Source organism: Alcanivorax sp. IL2, assembly GCF_047495475.1.
GTDB lineage: Bacteria > Pseudomonadota > Gammaproteobacteria > Pseudomonadales > Alcanivoracaceae > Alcanivorax.
Genome location: NZ_CP179932.1, coordinates 3,487,947 through 3,509,904 on the forward strand (window position 1 = coordinate 3,487,947; position 21,958 = coordinate 3,509,904).

22 protein-coding genes are annotated in these 21,958 nt (G+C 58.0%); 4 read left to right on the forward strand and 18 right to left on the reverse strand.

Annotation, left to right across the window (positions count from 1 at the left end; genetic code table 11):
• Window positions 1-8: 8 nt before the first annotated feature.
• The 11 genes from ACMG4N_RS16030 to murJ all read right to left on the reverse strand — a co-directional run bounded on the left by ACMG4N_RS16030 (window position 9) and on the right by murJ (window position 14,052).
• Window positions 9-3,371 (reverse strand): pilus assembly protein, encoded by a 3,363-nt coding sequence (locus ACMG4N_RS16030; RefSeq protein ID WP_297766753.1) that lies wholly within the window; start codon window positions 3,369-3,371, stop codon window positions 9-11.
• Window positions 3,372-3,522: 151 nt separating this feature from the next.
• Complete coding sequence (locus tag ACMG4N_RS16035) at window positions 3,523-4,071, reverse strand: PilX N-terminal domain-containing pilus assembly protein (RefSeq protein WP_297766755.1); 549 nt, start codon at window positions 4,069-4,071, stop codon at window positions 3,523-3,525.
• 9 nt (window positions 4,072-4,080) lie between these two features.
• On the reverse strand, window positions 4,081-5,124 hold the full coding sequence (locus ACMG4N_RS16040) for a PilW family protein (protein WP_297766757.1): 1,044 nt from the start codon (window positions 5,122-5,124) through the stop codon (window positions 4,081-4,083).
• Between the two features lie 12 nt (window positions 5,125-5,136).
• Window positions 5,137-5,619 carry a type IV pilus modification protein PilV gene (gene pilV / locus ACMG4N_RS16045; RefSeq protein ID WP_297766759.1) on the reverse strand — a complete coding sequence of 161 codons (483 nt, stop codon included), beginning with the start codon at window positions 5,617-5,619 and terminating at the stop codon, window positions 5,137-5,139.
• Window positions 5,619-6,143, reverse strand: coding sequence for a GspH/FimT family pseudopilin (locus ACMG4N_RS16050; protein WP_297766761.1), 525 nt, complete (start codon window positions 6,141-6,143; stop codon window positions 5,619-5,621). The genes pilV and ACMG4N_RS16050 overlap by 1 nt, the downstream gene beginning before the upstream one ends.
• A 396-nt stretch (window positions 6,144-6,539) precedes the next feature.
• On the reverse strand, window positions 6,540-7,475 hold the full coding sequence (gene ispH, locus ACMG4N_RS16055) for a 4-hydroxy-3-methylbut-2-enyl diphosphate reductase (RefSeq protein WP_297766762.1): 936 nt from the start codon (window positions 7,473-7,475) through the stop codon (window positions 6,540-6,542).
• 102 nt (window positions 7,476-7,577) lie between these two features.
• Window positions 7,578-8,048 (reverse strand): FKBP-type peptidyl-prolyl cis-trans isomerase, encoded by a 471-nt coding sequence (locus ACMG4N_RS16060; RefSeq protein WP_297766763.1) that lies wholly within the window; start codon window positions 8,046-8,048, stop codon window positions 7,578-7,580.
• Window positions 8,041-8,565, reverse strand: a complete 525-nt coding sequence (gene lspA / locus ACMG4N_RS16065; RefSeq protein WP_297766764.1) for a signal peptidase II — start codon at window positions 8,563-8,565, stop codon at window positions 8,041-8,043. The genes ACMG4N_RS16060 and lspA overlap by 8 nt, the downstream gene beginning before the upstream one ends.
• Window positions 8,558-11,368 (reverse strand): isoleucine--tRNA ligase, encoded by a 2,811-nt coding sequence (gene ileS, locus ACMG4N_RS16070; RefSeq protein WP_414432420.1) that lies wholly within the window; start codon window positions 11,366-11,368, stop codon window positions 8,558-8,560. Before ileS ends, lspA begins: the two co-directional genes overlap by 8 nt.
• On the reverse strand, window positions 11,365-12,333 hold the full coding sequence (gene ribF / locus ACMG4N_RS16075) for a bifunctional riboflavin kinase/FAD synthetase (protein ID WP_414432422.1): 969 nt from the start codon (window positions 12,331-12,333) through the stop codon (window positions 11,365-11,367). Before ribF ends, ileS begins: the two co-directional genes overlap by 4 nt.
• Before the next feature lie 153 nt (window positions 12,334-12,486).
• Window positions 12,487-14,052 (reverse strand): murein biosynthesis integral membrane protein MurJ, encoded by a 1,566-nt coding sequence (murJ, locus tag ACMG4N_RS16080; RefSeq protein WP_414432424.1) that lies wholly within the window; start codon window positions 14,050-14,052, stop codon window positions 12,487-12,489.
• A 225-nt stretch (window positions 14,053-14,277) separates the two neighbouring features.
• On the opposite strand from murJ, the gene rpsT reads away from it, so the two are divergent.
• Window positions 14,278-14,544 carry a 30S ribosomal protein S20 gene (gene rpsT, locus ACMG4N_RS16085; protein WP_035250031.1) on the forward strand — a complete coding sequence of 89 codons (267 nt, stop codon included), beginning with the start codon at window positions 14,278-14,280 and terminating at the stop codon, window positions 14,542-14,544.
• A 144-nt stretch (window positions 14,545-14,688) separates the two neighbouring features.
• On the opposite strand, the gene proB is transcribed toward rpsT, so the two are convergent.
• The 4 genes from proB to rplU form a co-directional block, all read right to left on the reverse strand.
• Window positions 14,689-15,801 (reverse strand): glutamate 5-kinase, encoded by a 1,113-nt coding sequence (gene proB, locus ACMG4N_RS16090; protein ID WP_414432426.1) that lies wholly within the window; start codon window positions 15,799-15,801, stop codon window positions 14,689-14,691.
• Between the two features lie 23 nt (window positions 15,802-15,824).
• Window positions 15,825-17,018 carry an Obg family GTPase CgtA gene (gene cgtA, locus ACMG4N_RS16095; protein WP_414432427.1) on the reverse strand — a complete coding sequence of 398 codons (1,194 nt, stop codon included), beginning with the start codon at window positions 17,016-17,018 and terminating at the stop codon, window positions 15,825-15,827.
• 170 nt (window positions 17,019-17,188) lie between these two features.
• Window positions 17,189-17,449: a 50S ribosomal protein L27 gene (gene rpmA / locus ACMG4N_RS16100; RefSeq protein WP_297766777.1), complete on the reverse strand. Its 261-nt coding sequence runs from the start codon at window positions 17,447-17,449 to the stop codon at window positions 17,189-17,191.
• 30 nt (window positions 17,450-17,479) lie between these two features.
• On the reverse strand, window positions 17,480-17,791 hold the full coding sequence (gene rplU / locus ACMG4N_RS16105) for a 50S ribosomal protein L21 (RefSeq protein ID WP_297766779.1): 312 nt from the start codon (window positions 17,789-17,791) through the stop codon (window positions 17,480-17,482).
• Window positions 17,792-18,030: 239 nt separating this feature from the next.
• Here rplU and ACMG4N_RS16110 point away from each other — a divergent pair, with 239 nt between their 5' ends.
• From ACMG4N_RS16110 to ACMG4N_RS16120, 3 genes are all read left to right on the forward strand, one after another.
• Window positions 18,031-19,002, forward strand: coding sequence for a polyprenyl synthetase family protein (locus tag ACMG4N_RS16110; RefSeq protein WP_414432428.1), 972 nt, complete (start codon window positions 18,031-18,033; stop codon window positions 19,000-19,002).
• A gap of 76 nt (window positions 19,003-19,078) precedes the next feature.
• The gene (locus tag ACMG4N_RS16115) at window positions 19,079-19,660 is read left to right on the forward strand and encodes a YajG family lipoprotein (RefSeq protein ID WP_414432430.1); all 582 of its coding nucleotides are present in this window, start codon (window positions 19,079-19,081) and stop codon (window positions 19,658-19,660) included.
• Window positions 19,660-19,944: a SelT/SelW/SelH family protein gene (locus ACMG4N_RS16120; protein ID WP_272962031.1), complete on the forward strand. Its 285-nt coding sequence runs from the start codon at window positions 19,660-19,662 to the stop codon at window positions 19,942-19,944. The genes ACMG4N_RS16115 and ACMG4N_RS16120 overlap by 1 nt, the downstream gene beginning before the upstream one ends.
• Before the next feature lie 305 nt (window positions 19,945-20,249).
• On the opposite strand, the gene ACMG4N_RS16125 is transcribed toward ACMG4N_RS16120, so the two are convergent.
• From ACMG4N_RS16125 to ACMG4N_RS16135, 3 genes are all read right to left on the reverse strand, one after another.
• Window positions 20,250-20,444, reverse strand: a complete 195-nt coding sequence (locus ACMG4N_RS16125; protein ID WP_035250019.1) for a CPXCG motif-containing cysteine-rich protein — start codon at window positions 20,442-20,444, stop codon at window positions 20,250-20,252.
• A gap of 3 nt (window positions 20,445-20,447) precedes the next feature.
• Window positions 20,448-20,852 carry an HIT domain-containing protein gene (locus ACMG4N_RS16130; RefSeq protein ID WP_272962032.1) on the reverse strand — a complete coding sequence of 135 codons (405 nt, stop codon included), beginning with the start codon at window positions 20,850-20,852 and terminating at the stop codon, window positions 20,448-20,450.
• A 71-nt stretch (window positions 20,853-20,923) separates the two neighbouring features.
• Window positions 20,924-21,937, reverse strand: a complete 1,014-nt coding sequence (locus tag ACMG4N_RS16135; RefSeq protein ID WP_035250015.1) for an AraC family transcriptional regulator — start codon at window positions 21,935-21,937, stop codon at window positions 20,924-20,926.
• Window positions 21,938-21,958 lie beyond the last annotated feature (21 nt).

Below are 21,958 nucleotides of genomic sequence, written 5' to 3' on the forward strand. Positions count from 1 at the left end.
TCATTCAATCAGCGCAGCTGGCGCCAGGAGTGTCTACCGATCAGCTCGCCGGAACCCTTGATATTGAAACGGGTCACATCGCCACTGGAATCACTGGAGTGCACCACATCGACTCCGCCAGGGCCACCAAGAATATTGGGGCGGGTGAGAAGCTTGTCGGAACCAAAGCCGCTGGGTGGAATCTTGTCCTGATTAACGCCGACAAAGTCATCCTCATCAACAACGCCGTCATCATTCAGGTCAAAGACCCCCTCTGCAATACGTCCACCAGTACCCTTATCCAGGGCCATGACCCAACTATTGCCACCACCGGAGCAAGGATCGCTACTGGGGATGAGTGTCGTGAAAAGCACCGCAGTTTCGTGAATAACAGGACGAACCACCGAGCGTTCACCTTCAGCATTATTGTTGTAAATCAGTTCCATGGACCAACCAGCGTCATCGCTGTTGTCCTTATCTGAGGGAATATTGTCTGACACAACCCGTATCGGCACCGAGCGCCCATCAACATTGAGTTCTGTCTGGAACTCAATGGTTTGCTCCAGCAAGTCATCCTTAGCAACGGTGGTGGAAGTATCTTTTATGCCGTAAAGCACCTGAATACTGGCGTCGGTAACATCATTAAGCTCCAGATACTTACCTGTACCGAAATACACCATGGTGACCCGGTCTTCATCTTCCTCAAACTCCACCTTGGCAAGGTCCGGCCGACTGGTAATCGGTTGGCTGGGCTCACCATCAAACAGGGGCACAGCATTTTTCCCCGACTGAATAGCCACTTTCCAGTCACCATTTTTATCCTGGTCAAACTTCCACAAGTCCCCATTCAGGTCGCCGCCATAAATCGTGTCGGCAACCGGTTTTTTACCGGAAGCATTGATCGCAGTAATACCGGACAATCCATTACCCCCTGGCACGCCAACCGGCACCGTCGCCTCGAGGGAGCCATCGTCCAAATCGAACAACAGGAGCCGGGCTGTCTCATCACTGGAGTTGTAGCCATTACCCATGGCCAGAACCCAGTTAATTTCTGCAGGATTATTACCGCTGGCAGGAATCAGAGTCGGTATCACCGAAACCTCATTAATACCCTCACCCAACTGCCCACCGGCATTATCACTTCGCTCCCATAACAACTCGGGATTTACCGGATCAGTAATGTCCAGCACATAAATATCCCGACCGCCGGCACCAGAGGTTCCTACCGCCAGAGTCCGCCATCCGCCAGTATCTGCATCACCGACCCATGCATCGGTAACAATCACAGAGCCATCGAGAAAGTACTTGTGGTTATAGTTCACATCGGCCAGCTGAGGCAGCTCATCCAGAACAAAACCGGGAATATAAGCGAATAGCTCGTCGCCCGTGTCTGCGTCAAAGCCATGCAGCATGCCGTCGTTCGCAGCCACGAGAACCACTTCTCTACGGCTGTTCTGAGTAGATTTGAAAACGTTGTATTTAGGAGCCTGGACGGTATCGCCCAGGTGTTGATACCCATACCCCTGACGACCACTATAAGCCGGGTTAGAATTGACGATGTCGCCAAGACGCGTATCTCTGTCCCGGAACTTTCCGCCATTGGCCTGCTCCTGACGTCTATCACCTCTCAACCAGGCAGCCAGTTCGGAATTGCCTCCCACGAAGCTCGCATCAAACTTTTCCAGGCCGGCTGCCGTTCCTACCAGCAAATTCCGGTCTACAAGCGCCATGGCATCCAGCTTGTCGGCGGCACTCCATTTCGGTCTGGTTTTGACATCGCCGTTTTTTTCAAGGGCGAATGCCAGCAAATCACCACTCCATCTTTCCGGATTGAAACGCGCCTGATAGACAAGGCTGTCTGTATCAAGGCGAGTGGAGTTTGCAACGATAGACGCAGACGAGGATGCCCCGCGATCTACGATATCCTTCAAAGTATTGGAGAGCTCTTTGGCGAATGCCGCCGGCTCAGCGGCACTGAAAAAACCACCACGACTGTTAACCCCTGCATGAAGCAGGTCGTCAATTTTGGCTTCGCTATTATTTGCCGGGTCACCCCAAGCTATGGGAATAGAGGGATCCACAATGGCTTTAAATGCGGTATCCGGATCGATCGAACCAGTCACCCCGAGACCAACACCATAAGTCACCATATGTTGCCAGAAAGCCGGATTTCGTTCCGAAGCGGCAACTTTATTTGCCAAATCCGGCTGAAGATCATTTTTCCAATACTTCATCGCCACATCGGCCAGCGTATTGGAATGATCATCACTAAATGGATTTTCTTTCGTATAACCGAACACCTGACCATCTTCATCGGTGTATTCTTTTCCAGACTCCCCATCCTGGTTACCCACGCCGGGGCTATCCCCTCCCCAGTATCCATCTGTCATAAGAACCGAGTAGCTGGAACGGCACTCGTAATTGCTCCCTCCATCCTCTCCAGGCGTAGAGCTATAGGGGCCTTTGTCATCAGTGAGAGAATAATATTTACCGACATCATCCAGCGACTTTCTCAATGGCGTACTACCACTGGGATCGACACCGTAGAGCCAGGAAAAGAAACTATTGCGGTTGCTATCCACCTGGAAGGGGGACACCCCTTTTACCAGCGTCCCGTCTTTGTTCAATCTTCCGTAACCGACACGCACATCTGATTTGACGGAGTCAAATGCTTTACCAATGCCAGCCTTGGCAGACATGGTCCGCGTTCGGTAATAGGAAAACCAGTTTGCAAAATTCTGCTTTTGCTCTGCACTTTGATTGGCAACATTCACTTTTGAATAACAGCCGCCAGAGTAAGGGTCAGCCACACAGCCTGAAACCGTATCAATAAATTCAAAATAGAATGCAGGCTCCGCCTGGGCGTTATGACTGAGCGTAAAGCCACCCTGACTTGTATAGAAATAATCGTCGATGATTGCCCGATAATTATTGGAGAGATTTAACTTGGGGGAATTGTTGTCGTAACCATTTACCGGCGCATCAATAAAACTCACCGAAGGATAGTCACTTCCATCACCTTTAGGAGGCGGCAGATACTGCTGGGAAGGATCATAATACTGCTTGTTCAGATAATTTGAAGCCAAAAATTGGCGATTATTATTACTGAAGTAAAAGCACAGATATTCTCCGGCATACCAGCCTTGATTGCTATTACTACAATTGCCCACGTTGAAATGATTATCCAGAGAGTCCGGCATAAACCCCCAGCGCATGGACCCGGAATCATCAAAGACAAACATGATATTTGGCTCTGCGCCCGCACCGATAAAGAGCGGAGAGTCCGCCAGACTGACAGCCATCACTCTACCGCTTGACAGCAAACAGCAAAGCGCAAGAAACACTAACTTTACAGGGTATTGCATGCGCTTGATCACCCTTTTTCCCATCATCACAACCTCCACCCCCTACAAGGAGTTTTGAGTCTTTTGGTCTCATTACCTTCAATGAATCACGAAGGCATGAAACGCCTAAAATTCCGCTACTGTTAACATCCAAAACCAAACTATAGACACGGTCCAACCACTTCTTTCTGGCCAGGCTTTAGCGTCGATAGGTGCTTTCCACAACAACAACTGAGCGAGTATTGTTGCCAAAACCTCGCGCCACAATTCGATACATGTCGTACTCTGTATTTACGGTGCCGTCTCCCAAGGCCATGGAGCCACCCTGGCTGCTATCAGCCGCCACAACAGGAATTCGTTCTACGAAAAACTGTGGAGGATTTGTCCAGTTCACATCATTCGGTTCATGGGTTACCACGCCTTTCTTTCCAACATGACTAGTATCAGTTGCATTGTTCTTCCAGTCAGGCCGATCCTCGCTTTCGTTGCTGTCGTACCAACCGGTCTGGGTGAAATCCAGGGTCACGGTACCAACCAGATCCTGCTCACCTGCCCGCAAAGCACTCTCGGCAGTCTGCAATGCCAGATTCTGGTCATGCATGGCCCCCGCCATTCGTTCCTGCAGGGTAGTGCTTCGCATAGAACTGATACCCAACAACGTCATGATCAGCAATAACACCAGCCCCATCAGCAAAGCTGCACCTTGCTGGCGCTGTCTGGAAAAATGAGAAAACGAAAAATAAGTCATAACTTTTCCTTACGGCACCCGATTGCGAACGGTCACAGTGCTACTCATTCCCTGGCGCAGAAAACCATCGGTGAAGTTTTCAACCGTTCCATTGAAAACCAGGTTTTGTCCAGCATCTGAATCCACCAAGGCATCACTATCGCCACGCATCAGCATATCCACTCGCACAGCAATCACATTTTCCCAACCAATCGCTGCGTTGGCATCAATCTGCTGGGCAGTTTGGTAGGCGCCATCCAGATCACCATCGCCATCAATATCTGCGCCATAGGTAAGGCGGAATTGCTCCACCCCACCCAGCAATTCCTCACCCGGGTCCGTGCCCAGTTTGCGGAATAAAGCAGGCGCACCATCCACACCTTCTGCAACGTAGTAGATAATGTTCATCATTCGCGAAACTGTTGCGCCCTGGCCATAATTGCTACCCAGATCTTTAGTGCTGTTGCCCGGCGAAACACTTCCGCCCGTATTGTGAGTAATGGAAGTGTTATTTCCTCCGGGCGAGCTGGAGAGCTGGACAATAGTGGCGTTTGTGCAATCGGACACCACCACAATGTCTTCTTTCTTCAGATCATGGTCTTTCAAAACCAGGGTGTTCGCAGGGTTTGCCTGGTCTCGAAATGGCGGACGCAAATCTACAGAGCCGTCACCGGCCCTGCGAAGCATGACTACATCCGTATTAGGCGTCAGATCACCCAGATCAAGTCCTAGAGGAATAACGCCGGACAAAGTTCCAGCTCCATCAACGTATAAACCGGTAATCGCCTCCCCTCCCAGGTTATAGGCATATTGGTCCGGGTTATTGAGATTGTTTCTTACTTCCAGGTTACGGCTACACCCCATATAACCTGCCATACGAAGGTCTTGGGTGAGGAACTGAAAAGAAAAGCGACCATTTTCCTGCAATTCGGCCAGCTCACTTTGCAGCTGATAGGCCTGACGGTTACTGATAAAGATCTGCACTACACCGGCCACCAGCAGGGAGCTGACCACCAGGGCCACCATAATTTCGACCAGGCCAATCCCTTTCTGTCTGTTTGGCTGCATCAACATCTGGAGCTGCTCCTATAATTCAACCTGCACGGTCACAGTCCGCACCGGGTCACTATTTTCATCATCTTCCCAGCGCTCGTCGTACCAGCTGACAGTGACCGTAGCGATGCCATCATCAACATCAACCGACGCCCCTGTTCCAGCTGCCGCATCCTGTGGCAGCATTGCAGGAGCTGTATTGCCATCATCCGTCATGCCGCAAAGAACATTCAGCCAGGCCGCCAGATCGGTATCAGCCACGCTATTACCTCCGGGAATGTCCTGGCAGCCATCACTGTCATGGTTGTAGTCGCCCGCCAGCGCCGCCTGCCGATTTGCCCTCATGCGATCAATAATTTCATAGGCCAGGTAGGTGGCCTGAGAGGACTGTCTGGCACTGACATTCATCTGCACGCTCAACGTCTGCATACCCGCAATGCCTAATAGCCCAACAGACAGGATGAGCAACGCCACCAACACTTCAATCAAACTGAAACCGCTATTGCGCGTCATCATCAGCAGCCCCCTGAATTCATTGAGGTTCGGCCACCTGCGGTAACGCTCAAGGTTCGCGAGCCCTCGCTACCACAATCGCTGCGCTTTATGGTGAGCGTTTCCAATCCGCCACCTCGCCGCCCCTGATGCGTGAACACGAAATGTCCTGCCGTAGACGAATCTATTGCCGTATCAGAAGTGTCTGTACGCAAAACCTCACCGGCATCCAGAGAACCATCTGCATCTTCATCCGCGAAAACGATCCAGCCTCGACCCCATTCACCATCACAGCTGACACCGTCACTGCTACCGCACATTCTCACGATCTGCCCCCTGGCTAAGGCCTCACCGCGGGCGTATTGCACCCCCCCCAGCAGACTGTTGCCCTGACTCACCATCTGGCCATTGCGGATCATGCTCCCGAGTTGCGGCATCGCAAACCCCACCACAACGGCAACCACGGCAATCGTGATCATGAGTTCAATCAATGTGAATCCTCGTTGCCTATCTCTGAAAGCCGGCACAGCAGTTTGCTCCCATTCCATTTACCGGTTCACTTTAGCCCCCCCACTCACGCAAACAAGTGCACTGGGGACTAACGGAGCTTCGTCGGTAATGAACGGTATAAGCCGCTGAAAAATAATAGTTTTTGGTACTTTCTGGTGTGATATCTCTCACACTTTAATACTAGCCAGAAAGGGATTAAGACCAAGAAAAAAAGGTCATGCGCATAAACGGCATCGAACGGCAGGAAAACCGGGACCGGCGTACCGGCACACCACACAAACGGCCAACGGACATTGCGAGGACACACCTGCAAAACCAAAGGAAGCGCGGAAGGACAGCAAGGAAGCACCGACTCCTGAGGTCACTCACGGTGCAGAGTCGGAGACACTGATGCTCAAGGCTTCAGGCAGAGCGAATAGCGCGAGCGGTCGTACCTAAGAGCGCAGCGCCTTGGGCATGGAGAAACGAATGTTCTCTTCGCGGCCGGGGATTTCCTCGGCGTCGGAGCCGCCCAGGGATTTGAGGGTGGTGATGACCTGCTGGACCAGCTCTTCAGGAGCGCTGGCGCCAGCGGTGACGCCGACGGCGGTTTTGCCCTTGAGCCAGGCAGGGTCGATCTGGGAGGGGTCGTCGAGCAGGTGGGCTTCGGCGCCGCAGCGCTCGGCCAGCTCCCGCAGACGGTTGGAGTTGGAGCTGTTCACCGAGCCCACTACCAGCACCAGGCCGCATTCCAGGGCCAGCTGGCGCACGGCGTCCTGACGGTTGGTGGTGGCGTAGCAGATATCCTCACGCTTGGGACCAAGGATATTGGGAAACCGCTGGCGCAGGGCATCGATGACCCGGGCGGTATCATCCACGCTGAGGGTGGTCTGGGTCACGAAGGCCAGGGTGTCCGGGTCACGGACCTGAAGCGTCGCCACATCCGCCTCGTCTTCCACCAGATAGATATCGCCGCCATTGGCCTTGTCGTACTGACCCATGGTGCCTTCCACTTCCGGGTGGCCGGCATGGCCAATGAGAATGCTCTCGCGGCCTTCGCGGGCGTAGCGGATCACTTCCATATGGACCTTGGTGACCAACGGGCATGTAGCGTCGAACACCTTCAACTGGCGGCGCTCTGCTTCCTGCTGCACGGCCTGGGATACGCCATGGGCGCTGAAGATGACGATGGCGTCATCCGGCACTTCGTGGAGCTCTTCCACAAACACCGCCCCGCGCTGACGCAGATCGTCCACCACATAACGGTTGTGGACCACCTCGTGGCGCACATAGATCGGCGGTCCGAACACTTCCAGCGCCCGGTTGACGATATCGATGGCGCGATCCACCCCGGCACAGAAGCCACGGGGGTTGGCGAGTCGGATTTGCATAGGGAGTCCTGCGTAACTGATGCGACCATTGTAACCGGGAAAGACCTCGATCTGCGACCATGGCCAATGCCATCCAGCAGACCAGCCCCTCCCCGTCCGGCATCAATTCAGAGTAACGGGTTGCTCCGGCGCATAGCGTTCCACAGCGATGATCTCCACCTCAAAGGTTAGATCCCGCCCGGCCAGAGGGTGGTTGAAGTCCACATAGACCCAGCCATCCTCCTCCTTGCTGATCACCCCCGGCAACTCTCCACCGGCGGCATCGGCAAAGCTGAGCACCATGCCCGGCTCGAGGGTGTCGTACTGGGCAAAGGTATCCCGGGTGAAATGCTGCACATTGTCGTCGTTGTAATCGCCGAAAGCCTTGTTCGCCTCCAGGAAAACGCTTCGGCGATCACCGACCTTGAGGCCGCGCAAGGCATTCTCAAAGCCTGGCAGCAGGGATTCGTCACCCCAGACAAAGGCCGCCGGCTCACCGCCGAAGGTGGAATCCAGCTCGGTGCCATCCATCAGACGCACCGCAAAGTGCAGAGTGATACGGGTTTCCGGGCCCGCGCGGAGAATCTCAGTCATGCTTTTTCGCTCCCAGGAGCATATCCAGCAGTATCAGGCCGGCGCCGATGGTAATGGCGGTATCGGCGATATTGAAGGCCGGGAAGTGACTGTTACCCCAGTAGAAATCCAGAAAATCCACCACATGCCCCAGCACCAGCCGGTCGTAGAAATTACCCAGGGCCCCGCCCAGAATAAGCGCCAGCGCTACGCCCTGCAGTTTCTCGGCAGCAGTGAGGCGGGTCAGCCAGACCAGGATCAGTACCGAGGCACCCAACGCAATGGCCGTAAAGAACCAGCGCTGCCAGCCCCCCGCATCCGCCAGAAAGCTGAATGCCGCACCGGGGTTATAGGCCAGAGTCAGATTAAAGAACGGCATCACTTCCAGCCGCTCGTAGAGATCAAACCGGGCGACCACCATATGCTTGGTGATCTGGTCCAGGGCAATCACCACACCGGTGAGCCACAACCAGATCAGCTGTCCCGGCAGCAGCCGCTTGCTGCTTTCAGAAGATGAGGTATCTGCCGCCTTAGGCATAACGTCGCACCTCACCCTCGCCATCCACGTTCGTCACGCAACGGCCACACAACTCCGGATGCTCCGCATGGGAGCCCACATCCGGCTGGTGGTGCCAGCAACGCGCGCACTTGCCATACTCACTGGCCAGCACCTGCACCTTCAAGCCGCTCACCGCCGTGTCTTCCAGCTCGGCAGGCGCCTCGCCCAGAGACTTGAGGGTGGCCGCAGAGGTGATGGTGACGAAGCGCAGTTCATCACCGAGACGATTCAGCAGGGTCCGCTGCCCATCATCCACATAGAGCACTACCTCGGCACCGAGCCCGCCCTTGATCAGCTTGTCGCGGCGGGCATTCTCGATGGCCTTGTTCACCGCCTGTTTCACATCCTGCACCTGCTGCCAGAAGGCACGGTCCATGTCCGTATCGGTAAGGGCGAAAAGCCCCGTATACCACTCCGCCAGGAACACGGAATCGAGACGCGCGCCGGGCAGGTTTTCGTAGATTTCCTCGGCGGTGAAGCTGAGCACCGGCGCCATCCAGCGCACCAGCGCCTGGGCGATATGATAAAGGGCCGTCTGGCAGGAGCGACGCGCCACGGAATCCGCCTGGGTGGTGTACTGGCGATCCTTGATGATATCCAGGTAGAAGCCACCCAGATCCAGGGCGCAGAAGTTGTGCAGCTTCTGGTAGACCTGATGGAAATGGTAGCCGTCGTACAACCCCTGAATCTCTTCCTGCAGTTGCAGGGCGCGATCGACGATATAGCGATCCAGCGCCAGCATCTGCTCCGGCTCAAGCGCATCGGCAGCCGGGTCGAAACCGCTCAGGTTGGAGAGCAGGAAACGGCTGGTGTTACGGATACGGCGATAGCTGTCGCCCATCTGCTTGAGGATGTCCTTGGACACGGACATCTCACCACGATAATCGGTGGCCGCCACCCACAGGCGCAGGATATCGGCGCCCAGGTCATTCCACACTTCCTGGGGCGCGATCACATTGCCGACGGATTTGGACATCTTGCGGCCCTGCTCGTCCACGGTGAAGCCATGGGTCAGCACGGTTTTGTAAGGTGCCGCATCGCGAACCGCCAGGCTGGTCAGCAAGGACGACTGGAACCAGCCACGGTGCTGGTCGGAGCCTTCCAGATACAGGTCCGCCGGTGTTTCCAGCTGTGGGCGCTGATCCAGCACGCAGTAATGGGTGACGCCGGAATCAAACCACACATCCAGGGTATCGGTGACCTTGCTGTACTGGTCCGCCTGCTCGCCGAGCAGCTCGGCGGGCGCCAGATCGAACCAGGCATCAATGCCTTCCTGTTCCACCCGCTGAGCCACCTGTTCGATCAGTGCCGGGGTATCCGGGTGCAGTTCACCGGTTTCCTTGTTCACGAACAGCGCAATGGGCACGCCCCAGGTGCGCTGGCGGGAGATACACCAATCCGGGCGATCGGTGAGCATGCCTTCGATGCGCGCCTTGCCCCACTCCGGCAGCCACTGCACCTTGTCGATTTCCTGACGGGCGCGAGGCAATAGCCCGGCCTTGTCCATGGAAACGAACCACTGGGCGGTGGCGCGGAAGATCAGTGGCGTCTTGTGGCGCCAGCAATGCGGGTAGCTGTGCTCGATTTTTGCCAGCTTCACCAGGGCACCGCTTGCCTGCAATGCCTCGATCACCGGCTCGTTGGCCTTGCTCACATGCACGCCACCGACCACCGGCAGGTCGTCACGGAACAGGCCGCTGTCCAGCACCGGGCTGATCGGGTCCAGATCGTATTGCTGGCCCACCACAAAGTCGTCAGCACCGTGACCGGGCGCCGTGTGCACCAGGCCGGTACCGGCATCGGTGGTCACGTGCTCACCGAGAATCACCGGCACCTGGGCGCCCAGGAACGGATGCTGCAAAGCCAGCATTTCCAGCTTGTCGCCTTGCACGGCGGCAGAGCGGGACACGCTTTCCATGCCCCAGCGCTCCACCAGATCGTCCGCCAGCGCCTCGGCCACCAGCAGCTCACGATGCTGGCCATCCAGCTCGCCGCTGAGCAGCACATAGTCCAGCTGCGGATGCACCGCCACCGCCCGGTTCGCGGGTATGGTCCAGGGCGTGGTGGTCCAGATCACCAGCGCCGGCGCGGTGGCCTCGATGCCAGAGCGGGCGGCAAAGTCCGCCACGTCCACCACGCTGAAGGCCACATCAATGGCCGGGGATACCTTGTCGTAGTACTCCACTTCCGCTTCCGCCAGGGCAGAAGCGCAATCCAGACACCAGTGCACCGGCTTGAAGCCCTGCTGCAGGTGGCCGTTGTCGACGATCTTGCCCAGGGAACGGATGATGTTCGCCTCGAAGGCGTAATCCATGGTCAGGTAGGGATTGTCCCAGTCGCCGAACACCCCCAGGCGCATGAAGTCCGCCTTCTGGCCATTCACCTGCTTGCTCGCGTATTCGCGACACTTCTTGCGGAAGGTACCGGCATCCACCTTGTGGCCGGCCTTGCCCACCTTCTTTTCCACCATCAGCTCGATGGGCAGACCATGACAATCCCAGCCTGGCACATAGGGGGCATCAAAGCCGGCCAGGGTGCGGGACTTGACGATCATGTCCTTGAGGATCTTGTTCACCGCGTGGCCGATATGAATATCGCCGTTGGCGTACGGAGGGCCATCGTGAAGAATGAACTTGGGACGGCCGGCAAAGGCCTCACGGATCTTCTGGTAGAGCTGCTTTTGCTGCCACTCTTTCAGCCGCGCCGGTTCGCGCTGGGACAAGCCGGCCTTCATGGGGAAGTCGGTTTGGGGAAGATTAAGCGTTGCCTTGTAGTCCGTCATAGTCCCGTCTTAGATAATCCCGTCTTTTCAAAGTAGTCCCGGACCGCTTGCACGTCCTGCCAGATGGCAGTCTTGAGCTGATCCAGATCCGCGAATTTCTCTTCCGCCCGCACGAAATGGCGAAAGGCAACCGTCAAATGCTTGCCGTACAGGCTGTCCTTGCCAACACTCGCATCGCTGTAGTCGAGCAGATGCACTTCCAGGCGATTTTCCGTGCCGTTCACCGTGGGGCGATCGCCCATGTTGGCGGCGCCGGCCTGACTCGTTAGCCCGGCGCCACTGACCGTCACCGCAAATACCCCCGCCAGCGGCGAGTGCAGACGCTTGAGCGCCAGATTCACCGTGGGCAGATCCAGGGTGCGACCGATCTTGTCGCCATGACGCACCCGACCACTGATGGCAAAGGGGCGACCCAGTAAGGTTTCCGCCAGGGCAAAATCACCGGCGCTGAGCGCCGCGCGAACCCGGGTGCTGGACACCCGCTCGCCGTGGATTTCGCAGGTGGCGGTGTCGGTCACAGCGAAACCGAACTGCTCGCCGGCCTGCTGCAGGTAGGCGAAATCCCCGTCGCGACCACAGCCGAAACGAAAATCATCCCCCACCACCAGATATTCCACTCCCAGTCCGTCCACCAGCAGGGATTTCACAAAGGCCTCGGCGGTCAGGGAGCGAAACCGCTCGTTGAACCGCACACACAGCACCTGATCCACCCCCGCGTCACGCAGGGCAATCAGCTTGTCGCGCAGGGACATGAGCCGGGCCGGCGCCTGCTGCGGCGCAAAAAATTCCTGAGGTTGCGGCTCGAACAGCATCACCGTGGCCTTCAGGCCACGGCGGCGGGCTTCTGAGATCACCTGATCCAGAATCCGCTGATGCCCCTGATGCACCCCATCGAAATTGCCAATGGTGGCCACGCAGCCGCGATGCCTGTCGCGCAGATTGTGAATGCCGCGAATCAGTCGCATCTCATCCTCGTCTCAAAAGACGCCCGATTATACAGGCTCGCCCATGGTTTTGTATGCGCCCGTGACGGCGACCGGCGGGAAAAACGGTTAACCACCAAGGGGATGGTGCTCACAGCGAGCAAAGACAACCCCCTCTACGCTTGCTGACGCAAATCAGCGGCGCAAATGACGTGGGCGCAGCCCCAGGAGCAGCAGGCTAATCCCGTAAATCGCCAGCCCTGAAGCCACGATCAAGCTGAGCCAGCCGACCCGGTTCCACACCCCGGCCTCGGTCCAGGCCTGGGTCTGCAACGACAGCCAGTACGTGACCGCCGCCATGGCCGTACCGGCAAAAATTATCCGAGACCAGAGCAACAGCCAGCCCTTGAGCGGCTGATAAACGCCGGCCCGGCGCAGCCCCAGGTATAACAACCCGGCGTTGAGCCAGGCCGACAATGCCATGGCCGTGGCCAGCCCCACATGGCGCCACTCCCACACCAACATGGCGCCAAACGCCATATTCGCCAGCATGGCAATCACACCGATCTTCACCGGGGTGCGGGTATCCTGGCGGGCATAGAACCCCGGGGCCAGCACCTTGATGAGCATGGCCGCCAACAGGCCGGTACTATACGCACGCAGAGACTCCGCGGTTTTCGCCACATCAAAGGCGGTGAATTCGCCGTACTGGAACAGCGTGGACAACAACGGCTCAGCCAGTACCGCCAACGCCAATGCCGCCGGCAGACCAATCAACAGCACCATGCGGATCGCCCAGTCCAGGGTGCGGGAAAACGCCTCACCGGAAGCATCCACATGTTTGCTGGACAGGCTGGGCAGGATCACCGTGCCGATGGCCACCGCGAAAATGCCCAGCGGCAGCTCGATCAGCCGGTCGGTATAATAGAGCCAGGTCACCGACCCGGTTTCCAGCAGCGATGCCAGCACTGTATTGACCAGGGAGTTGAGCTGATAGACCGACGCCCCGAACAGGGCCGGGATCATCAATGTCATGATCTTGCGCACCCCCGGGTCCGACCAGCCCATACGCGGCACTGGCATCAGGTTCAACCGCGCCAGGAACGGTAGCTGGAACAACAGCTGCGCCACCCCGGCGATCAACACCCCCCAGGCCAGCGCCACCGCCATACGATCCTCGGCAAACTGCGGCGCCAGGAACAGGGCGCAACCGATCAGGCTCAAGTTCAACAACACCGGCGTAAAGGCCGGCACTGCAAAGCGGTTCCAGGAATTGAGAATGCCGCCGGCAAAGGCGGTCAGGGAAATAAAGAATAGATAAGGAAAGGTCAGCCGCAGCATTTCCACGGTCAGCGCCCGTTTCACCGGGTCATCGCCAAAACCCGGAGCGAACAGCCAGACCACCCCTGCCGCCGCCAGCATCCCCACCAGCGTGATCAACGCCACCACGGTTCCCAGGGTCCCGGCTACCCGGTCCACCAACAGCTTGGTGGCCGCCATGCTGCCTCTGCTGCGATACTCGCTGAGCACCGGCACAAACGCCTGGTTAAAGGCCCCTTCGGCAAAAAGACGACGGAAGAAATTAGGGATTTTCAGGGCAACGAAGAAGGCATCGGCCCCGGCGGAAGCCCCCAGCATACGGGCGATCACCACATCCCGAACCAGCCCGAGCACCCGCGACAGCATGGTCATGGTCGCCACCAGGGCGGTGGAGGCCATTAAACCGGCTTTTTTCGGGGTCTTTTCTGTGGGTTCGGTCATGATGTCTCCAGCAAACCGGGCAAGAGTAAACAAAGGCCGCCCAAACCGCCAGAATGATGATTTCCGCCCCCACATACCATTGACATCGGGCCGCCGGATCGGCATAGTTGCGCGTCTTTAGACCATGACCCGCGTGTTTTTTGATCACAACAGGTAGGGTCGGCCCCAGCGGCCAGTGTCACAACCCGAATTTGACCTTCGAATTTAAAGTATAGGAGCAGGACCTTGGCTAACTCACCGCAAGCACGCAAGCGTGCGCGTCAGGCGGAAAACCGCCGTCAGCACAACGCAGCGATGCGCTCCATGGTGCGCACATACCTGAAAAAGGTGAACGCGGCTATTGCGTCCGGCGACCAAGGCAGCGCTCAGGAAGCTTATACCCAGGCGGTGTCTGTGCTGGATAAAGCCACCCGCAAGGGTAAGTTTCACCCGAACAAGGCCGCTCGCCACAAGAGCCGCCTGAACGCCAAGATCAAGGCGATGGCTGCCTAAGTCTGACGCGTTCGCGTTAAAAAAACCGGCCATTGGCCGGTTTTTTTATGCCTGAAAATCAGTGACGAGTTGCGAGAAGCGAGTTTCGAAGGGCCAAACCGGTTTTGCCTTTCGCTTCTCGAAACTCGAGACTCGCTTCCCACATCAGCCAACGTCAAACACCACCATATTATCCCGGTGGATCAGCTCCTCTTCATTCATGAAGCCCAGCACATCGGCAATCTCTGCGCTTTTCTTGCCACAAATTCGACGGGCGTCGGCAGCATCATAATTGGCCAGACCACAGCCGATACGCTCGCCCTGCTCGCTTTCACAGGCCACCATTTCTCCTCGGGAGAACTGGCCGAACACATCCACCACACCCACCGGCAGCAGGCTGGAGCCGCCATCCCGGATACGGCGCACCGCCCCGGCATCCAGCACCACACGACCGCGCATCTGCAGATGCCCGGCCAGCCACTGCTTGCGGGCATTCATGGGCGAGGTATCCGGCAGCAAGGTGGTGCCGGGCCCTTGCCCCTGGGCCAGCTCTGCCAATACCTGCGGGCTGCGGCCGGAGGCAATGGTTGTCGACGCCCCGGAGCGGGCAGCCAGCTTGGCGGCACGCACCTTAGTGGCCATGCCGCCACGCCCCAATAATCCGCCACCGCCAGCGACGCGGGCAATATCCGGGTCCGACGCCCGCGCTTCGCGGATCAATTTGGCACCGGGGTTGCTGCGAGGGTCGGCATCGAAGAGACCATCCTGATCGGTAAGGATCACCAGCCGGTCCGCCTCGATCAGATTCGCCACCAGCGCCGCCAGAGTATCGTTGTCGCCAAAGCGAATTTCATCGGTGACCACGGTGTCGTTCTCGTTCACCACCGGCACCACCGAAAAGCCCAACAGGGTCAGCAACGTGGAGCGGGCATTGAGATAGCGCTTGCGGTCAGACAAGTCATCATGGGTAAGCAGCACCTGGGCGGTGTGCAGATTGTGTTTCTGGAAGCGCGACTCCCAGGCTTGCACCAACCCCATCTGGCCCACCGCAGCCGCGGCCTGCAGCTCGTGCACGGAATCCGGACGGGAGGCCCAGCCCAGCCGGGTCATCCCTTCTGCAACGGCACCGGAGGATACAATCACCACTTCGATGCCCTGCTCACGCAGCGCCACCATGCGGTCCACCCAGGACTGCATCAACGCACAATCCAGCCCCTTGCCGTCATTGGTCAGCAGGGCACTGCCTATCTTGATTACCCAACGCTGGCGATCCGCCACACCCGCTCCTTAATCACACCTGATCAGGGTTCGTAAACCACTTCCACATCGTGGTCATCATCATCGTCATCGTCATCGTCGCTATCATTCTGGCGAGCTCGACGCGCATCCGCCTTGAGCTCCTGCACCTTCTCCCGGGCCTCTTCTTCCAGGCGGGCGCGCAGATCCTGCTGAGCAGCGGCATAATCCGGGTCTTCCTGCTCCAGCCGGCGACGATCCTCAATGGCGTTCATCAGGGCGTAGACCAGGTCTTCGCAGCCTACCCCCGCAGCTGCAGAAATGCGGAACACCGGCCCCTGCCAGCCCAGCTCCTCAACGATGGCATCTGCCTGCGCCTGCGCTTCATCATCCGCCAGCAGATCAATTTTATTGAATACCAGCCAGCGCTCCTGTTCGGCCAGAGCAGGAGAAAAACGGTCCAGCTCGTCGGCAATGGCATCAATGTGATCTGCCGGGCTACTGCCATCCATGGGCGCCAGATCCACCACGTGCAGCAGCAAGCGGGTGCGCGCCAGATGCTTGAGGAAACGAATCCCCAAACCCGCCCCTTCTGCGGCCCCTTCGATCAGGCCGGGAATATCAGCGACCACAAAACTGCGATGGCGATCCGCCTTCACCACGCCAAGATTGGGCACCAGGGTGGTAAACGGATAATCCGCCACCTTGGGTTTGGCGGCAGAAATGGCCCGGATCAGGGTGCTCTTGCCGGCATTGGGCATGCCGAGCAGCCCCACATCCGCCAGCACTTTCAATTCCAGGCGCAGGCGACGGGATTCACCCGGCTTGCCCTTGGTGATCTTGCGCGGCGCCTGATTGGTACTGCTCTTGAAATGGATGTTACCCAGACCGCCGCGACCACCCAGAGCAATCATCACCGGTTTTTCCGGATCGGTCAGATCCGCCAGCACCTCATCGGTATCCACATCGACGATGGTGGTACCCACCGGCACCAGCAACACGACGTCGTCGGCGGATTTGCCGGTCATCTGCCGGCCCTTGCCGCCCTCGCCGTTACGGGCTTTGAAATTGCGGTCGTAACGGTAATCCACCAAGGTATTCAGATTGGTGTCCGCCTTCACCAGCACACTGCCGCCGGCACCGCCGTCGCCACCATCCGGGCCGCCGAATTCCACGTATTTTTCGCGCCGGAAACTCAGACAGCCATCACCGCCCTTACCGGCGTGAACTTCAATGGTGGCTTCATCGACAAATTGCATTGGGGGACACTCTATTACTGGATGGATGCCATTGTAGGGCAGCACACGGGCCACTCACCACAATGTCCTGGATCTGTTCGCGCGCTTTTGCCCACGCCGCCTGCAGGCAGCCTGACACAAAAAAGCCCCGCGGGCAGGAGCCTCGCGGGGCTTTTTCTGACCCTTTCGGATCAGGCCACGGGCTCGATCACCACAAACTTGCGGCTCAGCGGACCCTTGGTTTCGAACTTAACGCGACCAGCTTCCTTGGCAAAGATGGTGTGGTCTTTGCCCATGCCGGTGTTACCACCAGCGTGGAATTTGGTGCCACGCTGGCGAACGATGATTTCACCAGCGCTAACCACTTGACCGCCATAGCGTTTCACGCCAAGGCGTTTACTTTCCGAATCGCGTCCGTTCTTAGTACTACCACCGGCTTTCTTATGTGCCATGTCTCAATCCTCTCTTCAAATGTCTAAGGATCAGCCCTGGATCCCGGTGATTTTCACCGCCGTGTACCACTGGCGATGACCTTGAGTCTTGCGGGAGTGCTTGCGGCGACGGAACTTCACAATCTTGATCTTCTTGTGACGGCCCTGCTCCAGCACTTCAGCGGTTACCTTGGCGCCATCCAGCATCGGCTGGCCGACTTTCACGTCATCGCCGTTGGCAACCAGCAGCACCTGGTCGAAATCCACGGATTCGCCGGTGGCCACTTCAATTTTCTCGATGCGCACAACATCGCCTTCTTCAACGCGATACTGCTTGCCACCGGTTTTGATTACTGCGTACATGCATGTGCTCCAGCACGACTCCACTCAGGCGGACGACTCCAGTTCAGAAGCATCGTCACTTGCAGGCCAGGCAGAGGATGAAATTGGGTCGCGAAGTGTACGTGAAACACCGCCCCTGAACAAGCCCTGATTCTGCCCGCTGCCGCGGCCTTCACAGGGAATGGGCTTTCCTTGACTAGCCGCCAGCCACTGCTAGCATTGCCCGCTGTTGCGCCCACCTTCTGTCTGGACACAAGTGCATGGATTTCAAGGCCATTTATGCTGTCGTCGAAGATGACTTCGCGGCGGTGAACCAGTTTATCAACCACCACCTGGATTCCAATGTCCCGCTGATCCGCGAGGTGGGGGATTATATCGTCCAGTCCGGTGGCAAACGCCTGCGTCCGCTGGTGTCCATCCTGTGTGCCCGCGCCTCGGGCTATCATGGCGAGCGCCATGTGGATGTGGCCGCCATTATCGAGTTCCTGCATACCGCGACTCTGCTCCACGATGATGTGGTGGATGAGTCCAACCTGCGCCGCGGACGGCCCACGGTCAATGCGGTATGGGGCAATGCCGCCAGCGTCCTGGTGGGCGATTTCCTGATTTCCCGCGCCCTGCAGCTAATGGTGGGCCTCAGGCACTCGCGGTTGTTGGATATTTTCTCCCAGAGCACCAACACCATCTCCGAGGGTGAGGTGCTACAGCTGATCAATGTGCGCGACCCCAACACCAGCGAAGACAACTACATGCGGGTGATCCACCACAAGACCGCCAAGATGTTTGAATCGGCGGCGGAAACCGGCGCCGTTCTGGGGGCCGACGAAAACACTGACTTCGTGGATGCCTTCGCCGCCTACGGCCGCCATCTGGGCATTGCCTTTCAGCTGATCGACGATGTGCTGGACTACCAGGGCGAAGCCAGCGAGCTGGGCAAGAATGTGGGCGACGACTTGGCCGAAGGCAAACCCACCCTGCCGCTGATCTACACCATCGCCAACGGCAGTGCGGAGCAGGCCAAACTGATCAAGGATGCCATTCGCAACGGCGGCCTGGACCATCTGCAGCATATTATTGAAACCGTTCAGGCCAGCGGTGGTCTGCAATATACGGTGGACAAGGCCGCCGAGCATACGCGCCTGGCCCTGGACGCCATCGCCGCGGTGCCGGCCTCCCCTTACAAGGAGACCCTGTTCACCCTGGCGGAAGAATCTCTCAAGCGGACCTATTGAAAACCGCAACAGGCAACACGCTGCACGAAATATTGATGCGCCGCGTGTTGGCTCAACCTGTCACCAAGGAGCCCCTATGTTACGCGCTGTGCTAGTTCTTGCCCTGAGTGCCACCTTTGCCGGCTGCGCCCTCAGCCCGCAGATGATTGACGTCAAACCGGTTGCCGATGTGGAGGCCACCAATGTTGGCCAGAATCAGCCCGTGCAGGTTCTGGCGGTGGATTCCCGTGACCAGGAAGCTTTCGGCACCCGCGGAGGCGTGTATAAAAACACCGCCCTGGTGCGCCCCGCCAATGATGTAAAAAGCGCTATCGAAGATGCCATTCGCAAAGGGCTGCAAACCCAGGGCTTCAATGCCTTCAACCCCGGCGAAGATGCCACTCGCCTGGAGGTTCGCCTGGAACAGCTGGACTATGTGCCCGAAGAAGGCTCAGTGGTCAATGAAGTGACCCTGACTCTCACCCTGCTGGCCGAAGCCAGCCGCGGCGACGTGCTTCACACCGGCACCTACAAAAGCAGCGTAGTTCATGACCTGCCTCTGCCCCCCTCGGCCAACCGCAACCAACAGATGGTCAACGACATCCTCAGCGGCGCCATCAACCGCCTGCTCAAGGATCCGGAAATGCTGGCCTTCCTGGCGGGTAACGACACGCCCTGATGCCAGGCAACCGCGTCGCCATTCACTACTGCAGCCAGTGCAACTGGCTGCTGCGCAGCGCCTGGTACGCGCAGGAATTGCTGACCACCTTCAGCGACGAACTGGATGAAGTGGCCCTGCAACCGGGCACAGGCGGAGCATTCCGCATCGAAGCTAATGGCCAGCCGATCTGGGAACGCGAGGCAGATGGCGGTTTTCCGGACATTACCGAGTTGAAGCGACGGGTGCGGGATGTGGTCTGCCCGGAGCGGGAGCTGGGGCATATTGATCGCAAGGACGCCTGATACCCACTACTCCACTGAGCGTCGCGGACAACGCGATAACCAGCGCCGCAAAACACTTTCTACAACGCTGCTGTAGGAGCTCCTCTCGAGGGGCGAACTGAGCATAGCGAGGCAGGCCAGCAATGGAACCTGTAAAGCCCTGATACTCCTGATCGCCCGCGGGGAATTTCCACGCTGACGCGTGGCTCGCCCCTCGAGAGGAGCTCCTACAGCGGCTTCGAAACAGCTCAGGGCAACATGCTCCTGGCTATCGCGCCGCCAGCGACGCTCCTACGGCAACGCCGGGTCAACCTCACAGGGGCGGGCTATTCATTCTCCGGCCGCACATCTACTTGCGGCTCTTCACTGTCGAACGGTACCGCCACCGTAAACAGCAACGGCTGGCAGCACACCTGACAGTCTTCCACGTATTCCTGCTCCGCCACCGACGTATCAATCAGCACCTCGATGGGCTCCCAGCAATGGGGGCATTGCACGGTCACCGGTACCAGTCCCGCCATAAGCTAGCCCACCTCCGCGATGATCAGCCCCTGCAGCCACTGCGGCGCCTCCCCTTCTGCCCAGGGTTCAGGCTGGCCCTGTCCCCAGACCGGACCGGGCCAGCAGGGATCTCCCTCAAAGCGGGCGATGATATGAATATGCAGTTGCGGCACCATATTGCCCAGGGCGCCGATATTGATCTTGTCCGCCCCGGTCACCCGCTCCAGCTCCGCCGCCAGGCCATTGACCTGTTGCAGTAGCAACTGCTGCTCCGTACTGGGCAAATGATGCCATTCGCGCAGACCATCACGCTTGGGCACCACGATCAGCCAGGCAAAGCGCCGGTCATTCATCCAGCGCAGCCAGCACAAGTCGGTTTCCCCCAGGTCACGGGTATCAGCAGCAAGACGGGGATGCAGTGTGGCCATGATGTCTCCTTGATGGACAACAACGCGCAACACGCTTCACGCAACTCCCTGCGTGAAACATGCAGCGTCTCTTATCGATAATCTGAAGGGCTGCGCAGGGTCCAGCGCCGAAACGCCCGGGCAAAATTGGAGGCATCAGAATAGCCCAGACTCATGGCGATCTCGTCCACGGTCTTATCTGTCTGGGTCAGGTACTCCACCGCCAAGCCCTTGCGCAAACCATCCAGCACCTCCTGATAACTGGTACCCAATTGCTGCAGCTTGCGCTTTAGGGTCCGTGAAGACATATGTAGCTCACTGGCCACCTCTTCCACCCCGGGAAAACGCCCACCACCGCCCAGAATGATCCGCCGTACCTGGCCAAGCAGGGCTGGCGGCGCCTTGATGGAGGCCATCTCCTGCTCACACTGGTCCGCAGCCATGCGCGCCAGGCGCGGGTCGGCAAACTGCAGCTCATAGTCCAGACGTTCCACCGGAAAGCGCATTTGATTGTAGGCACAATCGAAATATACCGGCACCGGCATCACCGGGCGCATGCGCGCAAAGTACTCCGGTTCCGGGTAAGTAAAACGCAGCTCGCCAATAATCTCCATGTCCGGCAACAACTTCTGGCCCATGAAGTGAAAACTGGCGAACAGGCTTTCCATCATTACCGGCGCCAACCCACCCAGCGCCAGCAACTCATCGATCTGCATCACCGCCATGTCGCCATCGGTGAAAATATCCAGCTGTACCAGGGTGCTGCGGGTACGGAAGTATTTCACCGCCAGCTCCATGGCCTCGCCGAGGGTGGCACTGCTCATGGCGGCATAACCAAGAAACCCGTGGGAGGAGATCGTCATGGCGGCGCCTAACTCCCAGCCCAGCCAGGGTTCACCGCTAAGCTGGATACCGCGCATCACGACCCTTTCAAAATCCTGGGCGGTTACCCGCGCCTTTGGATCGCGCCAGCAACCGGGCTCAATGGCGGTGTCGGACAGCAATACCTCATTGGCAATGCCCCGTCTGGACATCACATCCAGAAAAAGGGCCAGGTATTCGGCGGAGACCGAGTACTCCGCAGGGTCCATTTTTAGTATTGTCATGGCTGTTTCCTGCTGATGCCG